The organism is Xanthomonas vasicola (genome assembly GCF_000772705.2).
In the GTDB taxonomy this organism is placed as follows: Bacteria; Pseudomonadota; Gammaproteobacteria; order Xanthomonadales; family Xanthomonadaceae; genus Xanthomonas; species Xanthomonas vasicola.
The window spans coordinates 96,398-114,025 of the sequence record NZ_JSBW02000067.1; the positions used below are offsets into that span (position 1 = coordinate 96,398).

Consider the following 17,628-nt stretch of genomic DNA (forward strand, 5'->3'; position numbering starts at 1 on the left):
CGCTGAGATATCCTAGTGGGATGGCCCGCATCCCCGACGCGTTTATCGACGAACTGCTCGCACGCACCGACATTGTCGAGGTGGTTGGCGGTCGCGTGCCGCTCAAGCGTCAGGGCAAGGAATATTCGGCGCGCTGCCCGTTCCATGACGAGCGCTCGGCCTCGTTCACTGTGTCGCCGACCAAGCAGTTCTATCACTGCTTCGGCTGCGGCGCGCATGGCACCGCGATTAGCTTCTTGATGAATTATGACCGCCTCGAATTTCTCGATGCGGTCGACGAGCTGGCCAAGCGTGCCGGCATGGACATCCCGCGCGAAACCCAGCAACGCACGCCGCAGCAGCAGGACGACAGCCGCGAGCTGTATTCGGCATTAGAAGCGGCGACCAAGTTCTTCCAGCGTCAGCTCGAGGGCAGCGAACGTGCCCGAGACTATCTGGACGGGCGCGGCGTGGATGCCGACAACCGCGCGCATTTCCAGATTGGCTATGCGCCCGATGGCTACAGCGCGTTGAAGGACACCCTGGGCACCGATGCGCGGCGCATGAGTGTGCTTGAGCGCGCCGGGCTGTTTTCCAAGAACGATCGCGGCCACGTCTACGACAAGTTCCGCGACCGGGTGATGTTCCCGATCTTCGACCGCCGCGGCCGCGTAATCGCTTTCGGCGGACGCATCATGGGCGCGCCGACCGATGGCCGCGACCCGGGCCCCAAGTACCTCAATTCGCCGGAAACCGCGCTGTTCCACAAGGGCCGCGAGTTGTACGGCCTGTGGCAGGTGCGTCAGGCCAATCAGAAGATCGAACGGCTGATCGTGGTGGAGGGCTACATGGACGTGGTCTCGCTGTTCCAGTTCGGCGTGACCCAGGCCGTGGCCACGCTGGGCACCGCGACCACGCCCGAACATGCCGAGCTGTTGTTCCGCAACGCGCCGGATGTGTACTTCTGCTTCGACGGCGACAACGCCGGACGCAAGGCCGGCTGGCGCGCGCTCGAGTCGGTGCTGCCGCGCATGAAAGATGGCCGCCAGGCGTTTTTCCTGTTCCTGCCCGACGGTGAAGACCCGGACACCATCGTGCGCAAGGAAGGTGCGCAGGCCTTCGATCAGCGCCTGAAACGGGCCACGCCGCTGTCGCAGTTCTTCTTCGACGAGATGTCGCGCGAGATCAACCTGCACACGCTCGACGGCAAGGCCCGCCTGGCCGAACGTGCGCGCCCGATGCTGGCGCAGATCCCGGAAGGCGCGTTCGGGGATCTGATGAGGCAGGAACTCTCGCGCCTGACCGGGGTTGGTGCGAGTGCGTCCGCGCAGCAATCCGCACCCAAGCCGCGGCCGCCTGCACGCATGGGCGCCCCCACGCAGAAACGCAGCCTGGTGCGTGCATCGATCGCCATCCTGCTGCAACGGCCGTCATTGGCGGCGAGCCTGGAGGGCGTTCATGACTTTTCCGGATTGCGCCTGCCTGGTATCGACCTGTTGATGGAGTTGCTGGATCTGGTCCGGCAACGCCCGGAAATCAGCACCGGCGCGCTGCTGGAGCACTTCGCCGAGCGCGAGGAGCAGGTCGCTTTGCAAAGGTTGGCGGCGCAGGAACTGCCCGGCGACGAGCACAGTTGGGCAATCGAGCTGCACGACGTCGTTGCACAACTCGACAAGCAGCTGCTGCGGCAACGTGTGGAAGAACTACAGGCCAAACAGCGCGCGCAGGGGCTGGACGACACCGATAAATACGAAATGCGCGAGCTGCTCAAGGCGCTCGCAGCGTTGTGATGCAGCGCTGCCTGGATGAGGGAGGCGCAAGGCAACTGTGCACTGTTGCGCTGTTTCAGGCCTAGCCCGTAGTGGGGATGCTACAGGCTTGGTCCACACGCATCGTAGAATGGCGCATATCAGGCGCATGATCGCGCGCTACCGTTGGACCTCAATGAAGAAGCTGCTGGCGCGGTTGCGCATTGACCCTTTTACTCTCGCGTTGCTGTGCACGGTCACACTGGCCTCGTTTCTCCCGGTCTCGGGCGCCGCCGCTGCGGTCATGGACGATGTCACCGATGTGGCGATCGCTGCGCTGTTCTTCCTGCACGGCGCGCGGCTGTCGCGCGAAGCGGTCAAGGCCGGCGCGTTGCATTGGCGCTTGCATCTGGTGATTCTGGGCTGCACCTTCGTGCTGTTCCCGCTGCTCGGGCTGCTGTTCAAACCACTCGCGCATCTGGCACTGACGCCGGAGTTGTATGTCGGTGTGCTGTTCCTGTGCGCGCTGCCGTCTACGGTGCAATCCTCGATCGCGTTTACCTCGATGGCGCGCGGCAATGTGCCGGCTGCGGTCTGCGCAGCCTCGCTTTCCAGCCTGCTCGGCGTGTTTTTCACCCCATTGCTGATGGGCGCCCTGGTCGGAAGCCAGGGTGCCATGGCGCATCCGGCCGAGGCGATCGGCAAGATCCTGCTGCAGTTGCTGGTGCCGTTTCTGGCCGGCCATTTCATGCGTCCATGGATCGGCGGCTGGGTCGAACGTCACCGCGCCGTGCTGCGTTACACCGACCAGGGCACCATTTTGCTGGTGGTCTACACCGCCTTCAGTGCATCGGTGAACGAAGGGCTGTGGCAGAAGACTCCGCTGCCTGCGTTGCTGGCGGTACTCGGCGCTGCAGCGTTGTTGCTCGCCATTGCGATGCTCTCGATCACCTTCATCGCGCGGCGCATGCACTTCAGTCGCGCCGACGAAATCGCCATTGTTTTTTGCGGCTCGAAGAAAAGCCTGGCCACGGGCGTGCCGATGGCCAAGGTGATGTTTGCCGGTGGCGGCTTGGGCGCGATCGTGTTGCCGATCATGCTGTATCACCAGTTGCAGCTGATCGTGTGCGCCTTCGTGGCCGCACGGTATGCACGCAATGCACCAAGCGAGTCGCAAGGCGCAACCGAGCGCCATCGATGACGGGCCGCGCCAACGTCCGGCGGCTGCGTATCGCGTGACAGCAGTTCGCCTCACCCGTAGATCCGGTTTCTAAGCAGATATACAACGGTAATCACGCACGTCCGTATCGGCGCACCAGCGCTCGCTAGAGTACGTGATCAACCTCCTGCCCCGGTGATTACCATGACGCTGTCGCTTCGACGTCCCTCCCCGTCCTTGCTTGCGCTGCTGGCGGTACTGTCCGCGCTCACTGCCTGCGACAAGCCCGCCCCGCCTGCGGCGGCTGCACAAACCAACGCCACGTCCACGCCGGCGCCTGCTGCCAGCATCGCCTGGCGCGAGGGCGATGTGGAAGACGCCTTTGCCGAAGCCAAGGAAAGCGGCAAGCCCATCCTGTTGTACTGGGGCGCTGCCTGGTGCCCGCCCTGCAATCGCCTCAAGGCCACGCTGTTCAAGGACCCGGCCTTTATCGCGCGCACCCAGCAATTTGTCGCCGTGCACCTGGATGGCGACTCCGAAGGCGCGCAGGCCTGGGGCGAGCGCTTCGGGGTCAAGGCCTATCCCACCATCATCGTGCTACGCCCGGATCGCAGCGAAATCACCCGTCTAGCCGGCGATGCCGATAACGCGCGCCTGGCCGAGGTGCTGCGGGTTGCGGCCAAGAGCACCAGCAGCGCGCAGCAATTGCTCGACAAGGCACTGCACACACCGCAACAGCTCAGCGCAGACGATTGGGCCGTGCTCGGCAACTATGCCTGGGGCACCGACGACCGGCTGGTCAAACCCGATGATGCCGCCCACGTGCTCACCCAGCTGTCGACAGCGGCACCACAACCGGCACTGCAACGCAGCTTCGCCCTGGCCGCCATTAGCGCCGCCGAGCACCCGCCTGCTGCTAGTACCGCCAATCGCACCTTGCTGGAAGCGGTGTTGGCCGACCCGGCAGAAGTGCGCGCCAATCTCGACACACTGAGCTATGTGCCCGCGCGTCTGATCACGGCGGCCAGCAACGATGCCGGCGTGCGCACCACGCTCTCCAACGCATTGAATCAGGCCTTGGACAAAGTCTACGCCGATCCGTCCTTGCCGATTTCCGACCGGCTTGGCACCGTATATGCGCGTATCCAGCTGGCACGCCTGGCACAAGGCCAGCCCACTGAAACCGAGGCCAAGGGCCCGCAACCGCCGCTGCCGAAAGACGTGGTAGACGTCGTGCATCAGCGCGTGCAGTGGGCGACGAACACGGCCAAAACCGACGAGGAACGCCAATCCACCATCAGTACCGCCGGCACATTGCTGAGCGAAGTAGGCGATAGCAGCGGGGCCGAGCAATTGCTGTTGGCCGAGTTGTCGCGCAGCAAGGCGCCGTACTACTACATGCCCGAGCTGGCGGATCTGGCCGAACATCGCGGCGACAAGAAGACCGCGCTGTCGTGGCTCAAGAAGGCCTATGACAGCGCACAAGGCCCTGCCACGCGCGTGCAGTGGGGCGTGATGTATGTGGATGGGCTGATCCGGCTCAGCCCCGACGACACCGTCGGCATCGAGAGCGCCGCCACGCAGGTGATCGGCGAGCTGGCCGGCCAACCGGATGGTTACCGGCAACGCACACGTCAGCGCTTTGCCACGCTTGGCGCCGCATTGAAGACCTGGAGCAAGCAGCACCGCCAGGACGGCAGCGCAGTGCTGACGCGCCTGCAACAGAAAATGCAATCCAGCTGCGACAGCAAGAACACCAGCGAATGCGCCAACTGGTTGAGTTGAGCCGACACCGCACTGCCAGCAACCGAGGAATGACTCAACCCGGCGAGGAAACGGAACCCGCGGCGTCTGCTGATCTGGACGCCGCGCAATTTACGTGCATGTCCGAATACACCTGTATGTCGGAGCAAGGCCTGTCATGTTCGCGCCAAGGTCGCGCGCGTGCTTGGCTGCGCGTTTCGATGGCCGACCAGCCTGCCGGCCACTACCACCTTCAACGCCACCTACCTAGTGCTGTTGAGCGATGTCGGCGCGCACCTTGCGGAAAAGCGCCCGTTGAGTCCCGCGCCTGTCAGCCGATGCACACTGCTGCGACTAGCGCACCCACGGCAGCAGCAGATGGTCGACCATCAGGAAGGCGAACAGCGCCATCAGATACACGATGGAATAGCCGAACATCTTCATCGAAAACAATTCGTCCGGCGGGTTCAGCATGCGCCACGCGTACCAGAGGAACACCGCGTTGAGCACGACCGCACCGCCCAGGTAAAACACCCCGCTCATGCCCACCGCCACCGGCAGCAAGGTCACGATGGCCAGCAATACGGTGTAGACCAGGATCTGCTTGCGCGTATGCGGCACGCCGTGGGTCACCGGCAACATCGGGATCGCCGCCTTGGCGTAATCGGCGCGGCGAAAGATCGCCAAGGCCCAGAAATGCGGCGGCGTCCAGATGAAGATGATCAGCACCAGCAGCGAGGCGTTAATCCAGTCGGCGCTGGTCGGCAGCCCGGTCACTGCGGCCCAGCCCAGCATTGGCGGCGTGGCGCCTGCCAAGCCGCCAATCACGATGTTTTGCGAGGTCGCGCGCTTCAGATACACCGTGTAGATCACCGCGTACCCGATCAGCGATGCGAAGGTCAGCACCGCGGTGATGACATTCACCCATACCACCAGAATGGTCATGGAGATCACGATCAGCGCGCCAGCGAACACCAGCACCTGCCATGGCTGCACCTTGCCCACCACCAGCGGGCGCCATGAAGTGCGCGCCATCTGTGCGTCGATCTTGGCGTCGAGCAACTGATTGATCGCTGCCGCCGCCGAGGCTGCCAGCCAGATACCCAGAAAGCCCAGCGCGCCCGTGCGCACCTGCAGCCAGGTCGGCATGTCGGGAATGGCCAGGAACATGCCCACCAAGGCGGTGAACACGATCAGTGCCACCACCTTGGGTTTGGTCAGATCCCAATAATCGCGTGCGCTGACAGCCATGCTCACTCCGGCGCGCGCAGCCGCGCCAGTAGCGAGACCAGCACGAACAGCAACGCCACTGCGCCGCCGTTATGCATGACCGACACTTCCAGCGGCAGCGCCAGCTTCACGTTGAGCATGCCCAGCGTCACCTGCACGGCCACCAGCAGCGCAAGCGCCGCAGCCCACACCCGCATCCCCGGCGAACGCGACAAGCGCCAGGCCAGCCACCACAGATAGAGCGCAGTCGCAATCGCCCACAGCCGGTGCGCCATCTGGATTGCGATACGCGCCGCACCATCCAGCACGCCGCCTTCGTAATCCACTCCAATGCCGCGCCATAGCGTGAAGCCTTCGCGGAAATCGTGCGGCGGCCACCACTGGCTGACGCAACGCGGGAAATTATCGGCCGACCAGCTGCCCCCCCCACACGCCAGTGCGGCGTAGTTCGCGCTGACCCAGCCACCGAGCGCGATCTGCAGGCCCAGCACCGCCACGCCCAGGCGCAGCAGCCACTTCAAGCGCGAGGCGTCGGCCAGGGTGATCGGCAGATGCGTCGCACGCCAGGCCATCCACACCAGCAGCGAGAACATCAGCATGCCGCCCAGCAGGTGCCCCATCACCACGATGGGCTTGAGCAGCAGCGTCACCGTCCACATGCCCAACAGCGCCTGGAAGATCACCACCGCCAGCGTCAGCACCGCCGCGCGCGCCAGATCGATGTTGCTCCAGCGCAAAGCCGCCAGCAGCAGGATGGCTTCGCCGGCGATCGCCACGCCCAAGCCCACTCTGTGCCAGCCGGACATGTAGAGCGGGATCGACAACGCCACCAGCACGGCGGCCGACACTACCTGGGCAATGCCCATGCGGCGGCGACGCACCGCCAGCAACGACAGCACCAGCACTTCCACCCCCAGCGCGCCGGCCAGGAAACGATGCACCTGCTCACGCCAGGCCTTGTGCGATTCCAGCGGGCGGATCTTGCTAGCCACATGCGTGTTGGCTTCGTCGGTGGTCTGCGGCCAGGTCACACGGCCATAGCAGGTCGGCCAGTCCGGGCAGCTCATACCGGCATCGGACAGCCGCACGAACGACCCGAACAGGATCGTGCTCGCAGTGAACAACGCGGCCAGCCAGGCCATGCGATGGAAGTGACGGAACAATGCCGGTGGCGCAAACAGATTCATCGAAACGGGCTCACATCAGTTTCAGCAGCTTGACCAGATCCGACCGCAAGCCGGCCGGGTCGAAGCCGGGGGCATAACGCAGGATCACGAAGCCATTGGGGTCGATCACATACACTGGCACGCCGGCGGCATCGTTGCCGCGCGGCAATGCCTGGCGCAGGCGGGCATCGTCGCGCAGCACGCGCAATTCCGGCATCGGCGGCAGCCCGGCCGGCGGCGCGCCAATCCACAACACCTCCACCTTGTCGGCGCGGTGCCCGAGCAACTGCCACACCTTGTCCAGCTCCGCGGACAACATCACGCACTGCTGGGTGCAATTGGCCGGCGGCGCCACCGCAATGCGCCAGATGCGCTCGCTCGGCGCCCACGCATACGGCTGCCCGTTCGCACGCACCGGCACCAACGCCCGCAGATCCGCGGGCGGCTTCAGCAGTTCGCCGTTATTGCGCATCGATGCCGGCTGCCATCCGGAGAAGCGCAGCACGCCGGCCAGCAACATCGAGCCGAAGAACAGCACTGCCAGGGCAATCAGCATCCTGCGGCCGCGTTTGACCGAGTGCGGCGTGGCCGATGTGGATGAGGTCATACCGGCGATTTTCTCATGCCGCAGGCGTCAGTGCCCGCGGCGGCGGCGGCGCCCAAGCCCTGTCAGCAGCGCCGCGGTCGCCAGTACCGCTGCGGCCAGCCCGAACCATTGCACCGCGTAACCCAAGTGCCGCGCGGGTGGCAGCGTATTCGGCAGCATTTCCAGATCGCGTGCGTAGCCAACCGGCAGTGCAGGGTCCAGCCGCAGGACCTGCGACGAAATGTCGCGCCTGCCAAGCGCGCTGCGTAAGGCCTTCGCATCCAGACGCGTGGCCAACCAGGTCTGCGGAGCGGCACCCGGCGCCATTGCCGGCCCGATCGCCAGCCCTGCCGACGGCGGTGCGCTCAAGAGTCCCTGCACGACCTGCACGCCAGTCAGTGCGGCGATGCTGGGCAACTTCCGATCCGCCGGTAAGGGCAGCCAGCCCAAATCGACCAACATGCTTGTCGACACGCCGTCAGGCAACGCCAGTTGATACACGCGCACACCAGCACGCCCGTCATGCAACTGATTGTCCAGCAAGACCAGCTGCGGCAAAAACCGCACTGGCCCACGCACCCATGCCAAATCGTGCGGCGTCGCTAGCGCCTGCGCCAAGGGCAGCGTGGTATCGCGCACATGCGCGGCACGATCCAACAAGGCTTGCTTGCTATGCATGCGCTGCAACTGCCAATGCCCAAGCGCCGCAAAACCCGCGCTCACCAGCAGCGCCAGACACCAGCCGAACACCGCCGTGTGCTTGCGCGTCATGACAAGCGACGCAAAAAGGCGTGCAATGTCATCACCACGCCGACTGCACCCGGGGCTGTTGTGAACGATTCACTCAAGACGCTGCTGATTGTCGCCTTCCTGATCGTGATTCTGTGGAACCTTGGCGCCGGCCTCTACTACCTGCTCACCGACCGCGGTGAGACCAAGCGCACCGTCAACGCATTGACCTGGCGCATCGGGTTATCGGTAGCGTTGATCGCCATCGTGATCCTCGGCATTTATACCGGCTGGATCAAGCCGCATGGCATCGGCCGCTGAGCGGCTGGTAATTGGGGATTCGGCATTAGGGATTGGTACGAGCAAACGCGGATCGCTCTTGCGAATCCCAAATCACTAATCCCGAATCCCTGCACTCAAAGGACATATACGAACAGGAACAGCGCCAGCCACACCACGTCGACGAAGTGCCAGTACCACGCAGCCGCTTCAAAAGCGAAATGGTTATCGCGTGTGAAGTGTCCCTTCGCTGCGCGCAGCCACATCACTCCCAGCATGATGGTACCCAGTAGCACATGCATGCCGTGGAAGCCGGTGAGCATGAAAAAGGTTGAACCGTAGATGCCCGAGCCAAGGGTGAGATTGAGCTCGGTGTAGGCGTGGATGTATTCCTCCGCCTGCAGGAACAGGAACACGCAGCCCAGCAGCACGGTCAGGCCCAGCCACAGCAGCAATGCGCCGCGGCGTCCGCCTTTGAGTGCGTGGTGGGCGATGGTCAAGGTCACGCCTGAGCTGAGCAGGATCAACGTATTGATCAGCGGCAGACCCCAGGCCGGAATGGTCTGGAACTGCCCACCAATCGTGCCCGGGCCATTGGTCGGCCAGGCAGCGGAATAGCCGTTCCACAATAGTTCGTTGGTCATCACGCCATCGCCTTCGCCGCCCAGCCAGGGCAGCGTCAGCACGCGCGTGTAGAACAGCGCACCGAAGAAGGCGCAGAAGAACATCACCTCGGAAAAGATGAACCACACCATCCCCATACGGAACGAGCCATCCACCTGGCGGTTGTAATGCCCGGCATTGGATTCGCGGATGACATCGCCAAACCACATGAACAAGGTCGCCAACAGCATCGCCACGCCGGCGAAGAACGTCCAGCGCCCCCATGCCGCGTCGTTGAGCCAGCTGGCCACGCCGATCATCATCACGAACATCGCGATCGACCCGACAAAGGGCCATTTGCTTTGGCTCGGGACGAAATACGCGTCGGCGTTGGGACTGTGATCGGCCATGGCGTTGTTTCCGTGTCGTGGTGCGTGTGGATGAAGAATCAGGGTGCGGCGCGCGGCGCGGCCGACGTGCCACCGCCCTGCAGTTCCGAGGTCAGCGCGTCGTTGCGATAGAACGTGTAGGACAAGGTAATCGTGGTGACTTCCGGCGGCAGTGCGGGGTCGACGATGAAACGCAGCGGCATGTCGCGCGTTTCGCCAGCCTGCAAGGTCTGCGCGGTGAAGCAAAAGCATTCGGTCTTGTTGAAATAGCCCGACGCTCGCGCAGGTGCAACCGATGGCACCGCACTACCCACCACCGCACGCGCGCCATCGTTACGCGCGAAGTACAGCGCCTCGTTGAGTTCGCCCGGCACTACATCCATCGTCATCTGCTCGGGATGGAAGGTCCACGGCAATCTGGAATTGACACCGCCATCGAACTCAACGCGCACCGTGCGCCTGCCGGCGGCGGGCGGTGCGCCCGCGTTTGCACGGCTACTGCCGGGCGCGCGCTCCATGCGAATTCCAAACACTTTTTCGCAGGCGATGCGGTACAGCGGCACCAGGGAGAACGTCAGCACGAACACACCCAGCACCACGCCCAGCAGCTTGAACAAGCCTGCCGTCGGTGCGTGTGTGTGCGGGCGTGCATTCACCGCCCGATGACTCCCGAAGCGATGAAGCCTGCATAGATCAGCAATGCAATGATGCCGACCGTGATTGCGGTGCGACGCACGGCGCGGCGCTGCTGCGCTTGCCGCTCGGCTGCAGATAACAGACGCGTCACCGCCGGCTCCGAGGCGGATTCAGTGACCGATGTCTTCATGCGCAAGATCTCCAGGCTTGATCAACGGCGGTACGGTGAAGGTATGTGCCGGCGCCGGCGACGGCACCGTCCATTCCAGGCCCTTGGCGCCTTCCCAGGCGCGCGCATCTGCCCGTGCGCCGCTGCGCAGCGACGACAGCAGAATCGCAGCCATCAGGAACGGCGTGGCGAACATGCCGAACGCACCGATCGAACTGACCAGATTCCAGTCGGCGAACACCACGTTGTAATCGGGAATACGCCGCGGCATGCCGGCCAAGCCAAGGAAGTGTTGCGGGAAGAACAGCAGGTTGACGAAAACCATCGTCCACCAGAAGTGCACCTTCGCCCAGGTTTCGTTGTACATCCGCCCGGTCCACTTGGGCCACCAGTAGTACACCGCCGCAATCAGCGCGAACACCGCACCGGTGACCAGCACGTAGTGGAAATGCGCCACCACGAAATAAGTGTCGTGATACTGGAAGTCGGCCGGCACGATCGCCAGCATCAGGCCGGAAAAACCACCGATGCTGAAAAGAATCACGAACGCCACTGCCCACAACATTGGCGATTCGAAGGTCAGCGAACCCTTCCACATCGTGCTGACCCAGTTGAACACCTTCACCCCGGTCGGGATGGAGATCAGCATGGTGGCGAACATGAAATAGATTTCGCCACCGAGCGGCATGCCCACGGTGAACATGTGGTGCGCCCACACGATGAAGCTCAGGAACGCGATTGCCGCGATGGCGTACACCATTGCCTGGTAACCGAACAGCGGCTTGCGGCTGAAGGTTGGGATGATTTCGCTGACCACGCCGAACGCCGGCAGGATCATGATGTACACCTCGGGGTGCCCGAAGAACCAGAAGATGTGCTGGTACATCACCGGGTCGCCGCCGCCGGCCGCATTGAAGAAACTGGTGCCGAAGAATTTGTCGGTCAGCAACATGGTCACTGCGCCGGCCAGCACCGGCATCACCGCAATCAGCAGGAACGCGGTAATCAGCCACGCCCAGCAGAAGATCGGCATCTTCAACAGATCGATCCCGGGGGCGCGCATATTGAGCACGGTGGCGATGATGTTGATCGCGCCCATGATCGAACTGACGCCGGCCACGTGGATCGCGAACACGCTGAAGGCCACGTTGTAGCCGCCTTGCAGCGACAGCGGCGGGTACAGCGTCCAGCCGCCTGCCGGCGCGCCGCCCGGCAGAAACAGCGTCAGCAGCAATAAGGTGAAGGCCACCGGCAGCAGCCAGAACGACCAGTTGTTCATGCGCGGCAATGCCATGTCCGGCGCACCGATCTGCAACGGAATCATCCAGTTGGCCAAGCCGACAAAGGCAGGCATCACGCCGCCGAAGATCATCACCAGTGCATGCACGGTGGTCATCTGGTTGAAGAATTCCGGTTTGACGAACTGCAAGCCGGGCTGCATCAATTCGGCGCGAATCACCACGCTCATCGCCGCGCCGATGATGAACATCACGAAGGAAAACAGCAGATATAGCGTGCCGATGTCCTTGTGATTGGTTGAAAAGAACCAGCGCTCGACGAAACCGGGCTGGTGGTGTCCGTGGTGATCGACTGCGGTATGGGCCATGACGGAACGACCTCTGCGAAGCGAGCGGTTGCGAGCGACTAAAGAGCGGCGGTCGGTGTTGCAACTGGGGCGGGCGCTGCGGCAGGCGCAGTGTCACCTGCCGGCGTTGCCGGTGCAGCCGAAGGCGGTGCGGCAGTTGGACCCGCAGGTGCCGCTGCCGGAGCAGTGCCTGCCGCGCTGCGGCGCGACGCCAGCCAGCGCTGGAATTCGGCCTTGGGCAGCGCTTCCACCACGATCGGCATGAAGCCATGATCCTTGCCGCACAACTCGGCGCACTGCCCGCGATACACGCCCGGCTGTTCGATGTTGGTCCAGGCTTCGTTGACAATGCCGGGAATCGCGTCCTGCTTCCATCCCAGCGCAGGCACCCACCAGGCGTGGATCACGTCGTCGGCAGTGATCACGAAACGGATCTTGGTGTTCACCGGCAGCACCAGGCGATTGTCCGCATCCAGCAGGTAATGTGGCTGCGAGGCCGCAGTCGGGCGCTCGCCGCTTTGCCGGATACGATCGGATTCGCGTGCCAGGCGACTGGTGAATTCCACGCCCTGGCCGAGATACTCGTATTTCCACATCCATTGATAGCCGGTCACCTTGACCGTCATTTCCGATTCGCGGGTGTCGTACATTGCGATCAATTTGGCCGTCGCCGGCCAGGCCATCGCGATCAGCACCAGCACCGGAATCACCGTCCACAGCACTTCAGCAGTGGTGTTGTGACTAAATTGCGCAGCCACCGCGCCTTTGGATTTGCGGAACTTGAAGATCGCATAGCCCATCGCGCCGAACACCAGCGCGCCAATCACCACGCACACCCACAGCGCCACCATGTGCGCCTCGTAGGCCATGCGCGCGGTCTGGGTCACCCCACGGCCCATGTTGAGCTGCCATTCCTTCGGATCGGCCGATTGCGCCCAGGCGGCCGGTGCGCTCAGCAGCGCAGCCATCGCCAGGCCCACGTGTATGTAAGTGCTCATCGACTTCCAGCTGCTGCGTTGCGTCATTGCCTAGACCCTTACGTCATCGGTGACGGCCATTGGCGGCCGCGAGCAAGCGTTTCAGCGTAGTTGCCAGTTCCACACGTTCGGCCGGCCCGAGAAAACTTCCAATCTCGATCTGCTTGCCGCTGCTGACCAGCAACACCCTGTCGTCGCGCTCCATGCATAACCGCACCCAATGCGGATGTGCCTGGAACGCTGGTGGCGCATGCCCGGACGGAAACACCTCGACAACGGTCTCCCCCACCCGGATCGCTTCTTCGCGCTCGCCACTTCGCCACAACGTCCGTAGCGCCAGCGCCACCACACCACTGTGCACCAAGGCGAACACCGGCGCGAACGCATTGCCGGTCCACCAGCCCAGGCCTGCAAACAGCCACATCATTCCTGCCAACACTGCGAACAGCTGCACAAATTGCCTGGCCGACAGTGCCCGCGGAGGCCGCAACCGCAGCTGCGTCCCAACCCCTTCGGACATCAACGGCAGCACTTCGATCATAAACAGCACGCAGCGCACTGCGGGAATAGCCCGATGGTAGACCCGCGCCAACGCATGCGGCAAGCATTTCCGGCGATCAAAAATTTGCTGCAGTGCAGCTAAAAATGCGCGTAAATCAATCACTTCCGAATTACCCCGTCGAAAGCCGTGCCGAAACCCTGCGGCGCGCACGCATGACAACGACATGCACAAAACGGCGGGAAAGCCGCCGCTTCCACACAAGTGCGCATGCCATGCGGCTCACTAGAATGAGCACGGAATCCAAGGCACCTTTCGCATGAACGCTCAGCTCGACCCGCTTGCTTCCACCTCAGTTGCGCGCGCGCTTCTGGCGCCCGAACTGCCCGCCGCACCTGGCGCATTGCGTGCTGCCATTACCGCAGCCTGGCTCAAGGACGAAACCGAGCACGTGCGTAAGTTGCTCGACCAGGCCCGCCTGCCCGCCGCTGAGCAAGCCAAGGTGCAAGCGATCGCTGCCGATCTGGTCACCCGTGTGCGTGCACGTGCGCAGGACCAGGGCGCCATCGAAGCCTTCATGCGCCAGTACGACCTGGGCAGCGAAGAAGGCGTGTTGCTGATGTGCGTCGCCGAGGCACTGTTGCGCATTCCCGACCAGGACACCGCCGACAAGCTGATCCGCGACAAGCTCGGCGATGCGGATTGGAAGAAGCACATGGGCGGCAGCGATTCGGTGCTGGTCAATGCCTCCACCTGGGGCCTGATGCTGACCGGCCAGTTGGTGCAGCTCAACGACCTCACCCGCGCCGATGTGCCGGGTGCCTTCAAACGCCTGATCGGCCGCGTCGGCGAACCGGTGATTCGTCTGGCCGTGCGTCAGGCCATGAAGATCATGGGCCACCAGTTCGTCATGGGCCGCACTATCGGCGAAGCGCTGTCGCGTTCGCGCAAGGGCGATAACGCCAACTACCGCTACTCGTTCGACATGCTCGGCGAAGGCGCGCTCACCATGAAGGATGCGCAGCGCTATCTGCAGGCGTATCGCGATGCGATTCATGCGATCGGCCGCAGCGGCAAGTTCGTTGGTACCGACGTGTTCGCTGCGCCCAGCATTTCGATCAAACTCTCGGCACTGTATCCGCGCTACGAGCATGCAAAGCGCGCCCGCGTGATGGCAGAGCTTGTTCCCGGCGTGCTGGAGCTCGCCCAGTTGGCCAAGTCGTATGGCATCGGCTACACCGTCGACGCCGAAGAAGCCGACCGTCTGGAACTCTCGCTGGACATCATCGAAGCCACCTTCTCCGACCCGTCGTTGGATGACTGGGAAGGCTATGGCCTGGCGGTGCAGGCGTATCAAAAGCGCACGCCGTACACGATCGATTTTCTTGCCGATCTCGCGCGCCGTGTCGGGCGACGTATTCCGGTGCGTCTGGTCAAAGGCGCGTACTGGGACGCGGAAATCAAGCGCGCGCAAATTGAAGGGCACCCCGGCTACCCAGTATTTACCCGCAAGCAAAATACTGACGTCTCGTATCTGGCCTGCGCACGTCGCATGTTCGCGCACAATGACGCGCTCTATCCGATGTTCGCCACGCACAACGCGCAGACCATTGCGGCGGTGCGTGCGATCGCAGCAGGCAAGACCTACGAGCATCAGAAACTGCATGGCATGGGCGATGACCTTTATGCCGAAGTGATTCCAGCCGATCGTCTCGGCCTGCCATGCCGCGTGTATGCACCGGTCGGCTCGCACGAAGATTTGCTGCCGTATCTGGTGCGCCGCCTGCTGGAAAACGGCGCCAATTCCAGCTTCGTCAATCGCATCACCGATGAAGATGTCGCCATCGAAGACCTCATCCGCGACCCGGTCGAGGCGGTGTCGTCGTTCACCTCCATCCCGCATCCCAAGATTCCACTGCCGGCCGATTTGCTGCGTAGTCAGAACCAGAACAGGAAAAACTCCATGGGCGCCAATCTCGCCAACGACAACGATCTGCGCCAGCTGGCCGAGCAACTCAACGCCGCCATCAAACCCTGGAAAGCGACGCCTTTGGTGCCTGGTGCGCTGATCAGCACGCCCAGCCAGGCGGTGTTGAATCCAGCAGATCGCCGAGAGACGGTTGGGCAGTGGCACCCAGCTGATCCGGACACCGTGCAGAAGTCGTTGGTCAGTGCTGCGGCCGCGCAACCTGGCTGGAACCGCACACCTGCAGCGAGCCGCGCCACCATTCTGGAGCATGCAGCCGATTTACTTGAAGCGCGCATGCCCGAGTTCATGACGATCTGCGTCAAGGAAGCCGGCAAGACGCTGCCCGACGCAGTGGCCGAAGTCCGCGAGGCTGTGGATTTCCTGCGCTACTACGCCGGCCAGGCGCGCGCGCAGTTTGGTGCGCCTGAGCGCCTGCCCGGGCCCACCGGCGAATCCAACGAATTGCAGCTGCATGGCCGTGGCGTGTTCGTCTGCATCAGTCCCTGGAACTTCCCGCTGGCGATTTTCCTCGGCCAAGTTGCCGCGGCGCTGGCGGCCGGCAACACCGTCATTGCCAAGCCGGCCGAGCAGACCAATCTGATTGGCTTTGCGGCAGTCAAACTTCTGCACGAAGCCGGCGTACCCGAAGCGGCTGTGCAGTTCCTGCCAGGCGATGGCGCCACCGTTGGCGCCGCGCTGACCAATGACCCGCGCGTCGCCGGTGTCGCCTTCACCGGCTCTACCGAAACCGCACGCATCATCAACCGCACCTTGGCCGCGCGCGATGCTGCCATCGGCGTCTTGATTGCCGAAACCGGCGGCCAAAATGCCTTCATCGCCGACTCGTCCTCGCTGCCCGAAGCAGTGGTCAAAGACGCCATCTCCAGCGCCTTCATTTCCGCCGGGCAGCGTTGCTCCGCCGCACGCGTCCTGTTCGTCCAGGACGATATCGCCGACAAGGTCATGACCATGCTGGCCGGCGCGATGGGCGAGTTGAAGATCGGCGATCCCAGCCTGCTCTCCACCGACGTTGGCCCCGTGATCGACGCCGATGCGCTCAAGATTCTCGACCATCATGCTGCACGCATGGATCGCGAAGCGCGCTTGATTGGAACCACCACGCTGGACGGCGGCACCGCGCACGGCAGCTTCTTCGCGCCACGCGCCTATGAACTGACATCGCTGGCCCAGCTACAGCGCGAAATTTTCGGCCCGGTGCTGCACGTAATTCGTTGGAAAGCCGATCAGCTTGACGCTGTTATCGACCAGATCAACGCGACAGGTTATGGCCTCACCCTGGGTGTCCATTCGCGGATCGACGAAACCATCGACCGCATTACTTCGCGCGTGGCGGTCGGTAACGTCTACGTCAATCGCAACCAGATCGGTGCCGTGGTCGGCGTACAACCCTTCGGCGGCCAAGGCCTTTCCGGGACTGGTCCCAAAGCCGGCGGCCCGCATTACCTGCTCCGCTTCGCGACCGAAAAGGTCGTTACCGTCAACACCACCGCGGCAGGTGGCAATGCCTCTTTGCTGACGTTGGGTGACTGATCCTGTCTGCGGTCCACTGATAGGCCGCACTACCGGAGAAGCAAAAACACCGCGAGAGCGGGTTTTGGTTTGAAGGGTCCGGTATTGAGCCGTGCGACTTGTGCTGAACAATCCAATTAAACAGGCACCAGATCCAGTACAGGCCAATCAGGTGACTTATTCGCCGCAGCATTTGACACGCGTTCGCCCCCGGCTCTGTTCTCTACGAGAATTACCTTTGGCACGCCGATTCCTGAATTTCCTATATCTGTCCACTGCTACCTCATGACGTACGCCGATCGCTGAGTTCTCAATCCAACTGCTCGAACAAAAGTTCCAAGCCTTATCAACGCGTCGTTGAATAATTTGCTGCTGAACTAAGGCTTCCGCTTTAGGTCTTGCGTTGTTACGAAGCCTATAGGCGTCACAGCGGCGCGCTGTGTGATCAGACGCCATGGATGCGTTGCGCAACCAGGTGCGGCGACAAGCCGCGCAGCGTAGTTTCAACTTCGGGCAACTCGGGCATTAGCGCATCCAAAGAACTGCCGGTTACGCACCGGCAAAGCAGCATAGGGAGGCCGATGAGCTCGAATGCAATCGGCACGTTTCTGCAGATACTCTGCACCCACTGCACCCACTGCTTACACCTGAG

At 63.0% G+C, this 17,628-nt stretch carries 15 protein-coding genes and 1 pseudogene; 5 read left to right on the plus strand and 11 right to left on the minus strand.

Going from position 1 to position 17,628, the window contains the following annotated elements; translation table 11 throughout:
- The first annotated feature begins 20 nt into the window (after positions 1 to 20).
- The 3 genes from dnaG to NX05_RS18020 all read left to right on the plus strand — a co-directional run bounded on the left by dnaG (position 21) and on the right by NX05_RS18020 (position 4,671).
- On the plus strand, positions 21 to 1,769 hold the full coding sequence (dnaG, locus tag NX05_RS18010; RefSeq protein ID WP_039432008.1) for a DNA primase: 1,749 nt from the start codon (positions 21 to 23) through the stop codon (positions 1,767 to 1,769).
- 109 nt (positions 1,770 to 1,878) lie between these two features.
- Complete coding sequence (locus NX05_RS18015) at positions 1,879 to 2,928, plus strand: bile acid:sodium symporter family protein (protein ID WP_039432010.1); 1,050 nt, start codon at positions 1,879 to 1,881, stop codon at positions 2,926 to 2,928.
- A 162-nt stretch (positions 2,929 to 3,090) separates the two neighbouring features.
- Entirely contained in the window at positions 3,091 to 4,671 is a 1,581-nt protein-coding gene (locus tag NX05_RS18020; RefSeq protein ID WP_039432012.1) for a thioredoxin family protein, read from the plus strand.
- Positions 4,672 to 4,983: 312 nt separating this feature from the next.
- On the opposite strand, the gene cyoE is transcribed toward NX05_RS18020, so the two are convergent.
- From cyoE to NX05_RS18040, 4 genes are read right to left on the minus strand one after another with little or no spacing between them, the layout of a single operon-like run.
- Positions 4,984 to 5,880 (minus strand): heme o synthase, encoded by an 897-nt coding sequence (gene cyoE / locus NX05_RS18025; RefSeq protein ID WP_039432014.1) that lies wholly within the window; start codon positions 5,878 to 5,880, stop codon positions 4,984 to 4,986.
- Between the two features lie 2 nt (positions 5,881 to 5,882).
- Positions 5,883 to 7,046, minus strand: coding sequence for a COX15/CtaA family protein (locus NX05_RS18030; RefSeq protein WP_010374662.1), 1,164 nt, complete (start codon positions 7,044 to 7,046; stop codon positions 5,883 to 5,885).
- Positions 7,047 to 7,056: 10 nt separating this feature from the next.
- On the minus strand, positions 7,057 to 7,632 hold the full coding sequence (locus NX05_RS18035; protein WP_039432015.1) for a hypothetical protein: 576 nt from the start codon (positions 7,630 to 7,632) through the stop codon (positions 7,057 to 7,059).
- 27 nt (positions 7,633 to 7,659) lie between these two features.
- On the minus strand, positions 7,660 to 8,382 hold the full coding sequence (locus tag NX05_RS18040; RefSeq protein WP_039432017.1) for an SURF1 family protein: 723 nt from the start codon (positions 8,380 to 8,382) through the stop codon (positions 7,660 to 7,662).
- 60 nt (positions 8,383 to 8,442) lie between these two features.
- On the opposite strand from NX05_RS18040, the gene NX05_RS18045 reads away from it, so the two are divergent.
- Complete coding sequence (locus tag NX05_RS18045; protein ID WP_010374668.1) at positions 8,443 to 8,661, plus strand: twin transmembrane helix small protein; 219 nt, start codon at positions 8,443 to 8,445, stop codon at positions 8,659 to 8,661.
- A 95-nt stretch (positions 8,662 to 8,756) separates the two neighbouring features.
- Here NX05_RS18045 and NX05_RS18050 read toward each other — a convergent pair whose 3' ends face one another.
- Genes NX05_RS18050 through NX05_RS18070 form a run of 6 tightly spaced genes read right to left on the minus strand, consistent with a single transcriptional unit; the run spans position 8,757 to position 13,519 of the window.
- The gene (locus NX05_RS18050) at positions 8,757 to 9,632 is read right to left on the minus strand and encodes a cytochrome c oxidase subunit 3 (RefSeq protein WP_039432018.1); all 876 of its coding nucleotides are present in this window, start codon (positions 9,630 to 9,632) and stop codon (positions 8,757 to 8,759) included.
- A 38-nt stretch (positions 9,633 to 9,670) separates the two neighbouring features.
- On the minus strand, positions 9,671 to 10,267 hold the full coding sequence (locus NX05_RS18055) for a cytochrome c oxidase assembly protein (protein WP_010380069.1): 597 nt from the start codon (positions 10,265 to 10,267) through the stop codon (positions 9,671 to 9,673).
- Positions 10,264 to 10,437: a hypothetical protein gene (locus NX05_RS24500; protein WP_010374673.1), complete on the minus strand. Its 174-nt coding sequence runs from the start codon at positions 10,435 to 10,437 to the stop codon at positions 10,264 to 10,266. The genes NX05_RS18055 and NX05_RS24500 overlap by 4 nt, the downstream gene beginning before the upstream one ends.
- Positions 10,418 to 12,022, minus strand: a complete 1,605-nt coding sequence (gene ctaD, locus NX05_RS18060; RefSeq protein ID WP_039432020.1) for a cytochrome c oxidase subunit I — start codon at positions 12,020 to 12,022, stop codon at positions 10,418 to 10,420. The genes NX05_RS24500 and ctaD overlap by 20 nt, the downstream gene beginning before the upstream one ends.
- Positions 12,023 to 12,060: 38 nt before the next feature.
- On the minus strand, positions 12,061 to 13,026 hold the full coding sequence (coxB, locus tag NX05_RS18065; RefSeq protein ID WP_039432022.1) for a cytochrome c oxidase subunit II: 966 nt from the start codon (positions 13,024 to 13,026) through the stop codon (positions 12,061 to 12,063).
- Positions 13,027 to 13,042: 16 nt separating this feature from the next.
- A complete protein-coding gene (locus NX05_RS18070) occupies positions 13,043 to 13,519 on the minus strand; it encodes a DUF2244 domain-containing protein (RefSeq protein WP_039432024.1) in 477 nt (158 codons plus the stop codon).
- Positions 13,520 to 13,796: 277 nt separating this feature from the next.
- On the opposite strand from NX05_RS18070, the gene putA reads away from it, so the two are divergent.
- Positions 13,797 to 16,997, plus strand: a complete 3,201-nt coding sequence (gene putA / locus NX05_RS18075) for a bifunctional proline dehydrogenase/L-glutamate gamma-semialdehyde dehydrogenase PutA (protein WP_039432025.1) — start codon at positions 13,797 to 13,799, stop codon at positions 16,995 to 16,997.
- Positions 16,998 to 17,424: 427 nt separating this feature from the next.
- Here the strand turns inward: putA and NX05_RS25185 are convergent.
- A pseudogene (locus tag NX05_RS25185) lies at positions 17,425 to 17,502 on the minus strand (DNA-formamidopyrimidine glycosylase family protein); the annotation flags it as partial.
- Positions 17,503 to 17,628 lie beyond the last annotated feature (126 nt).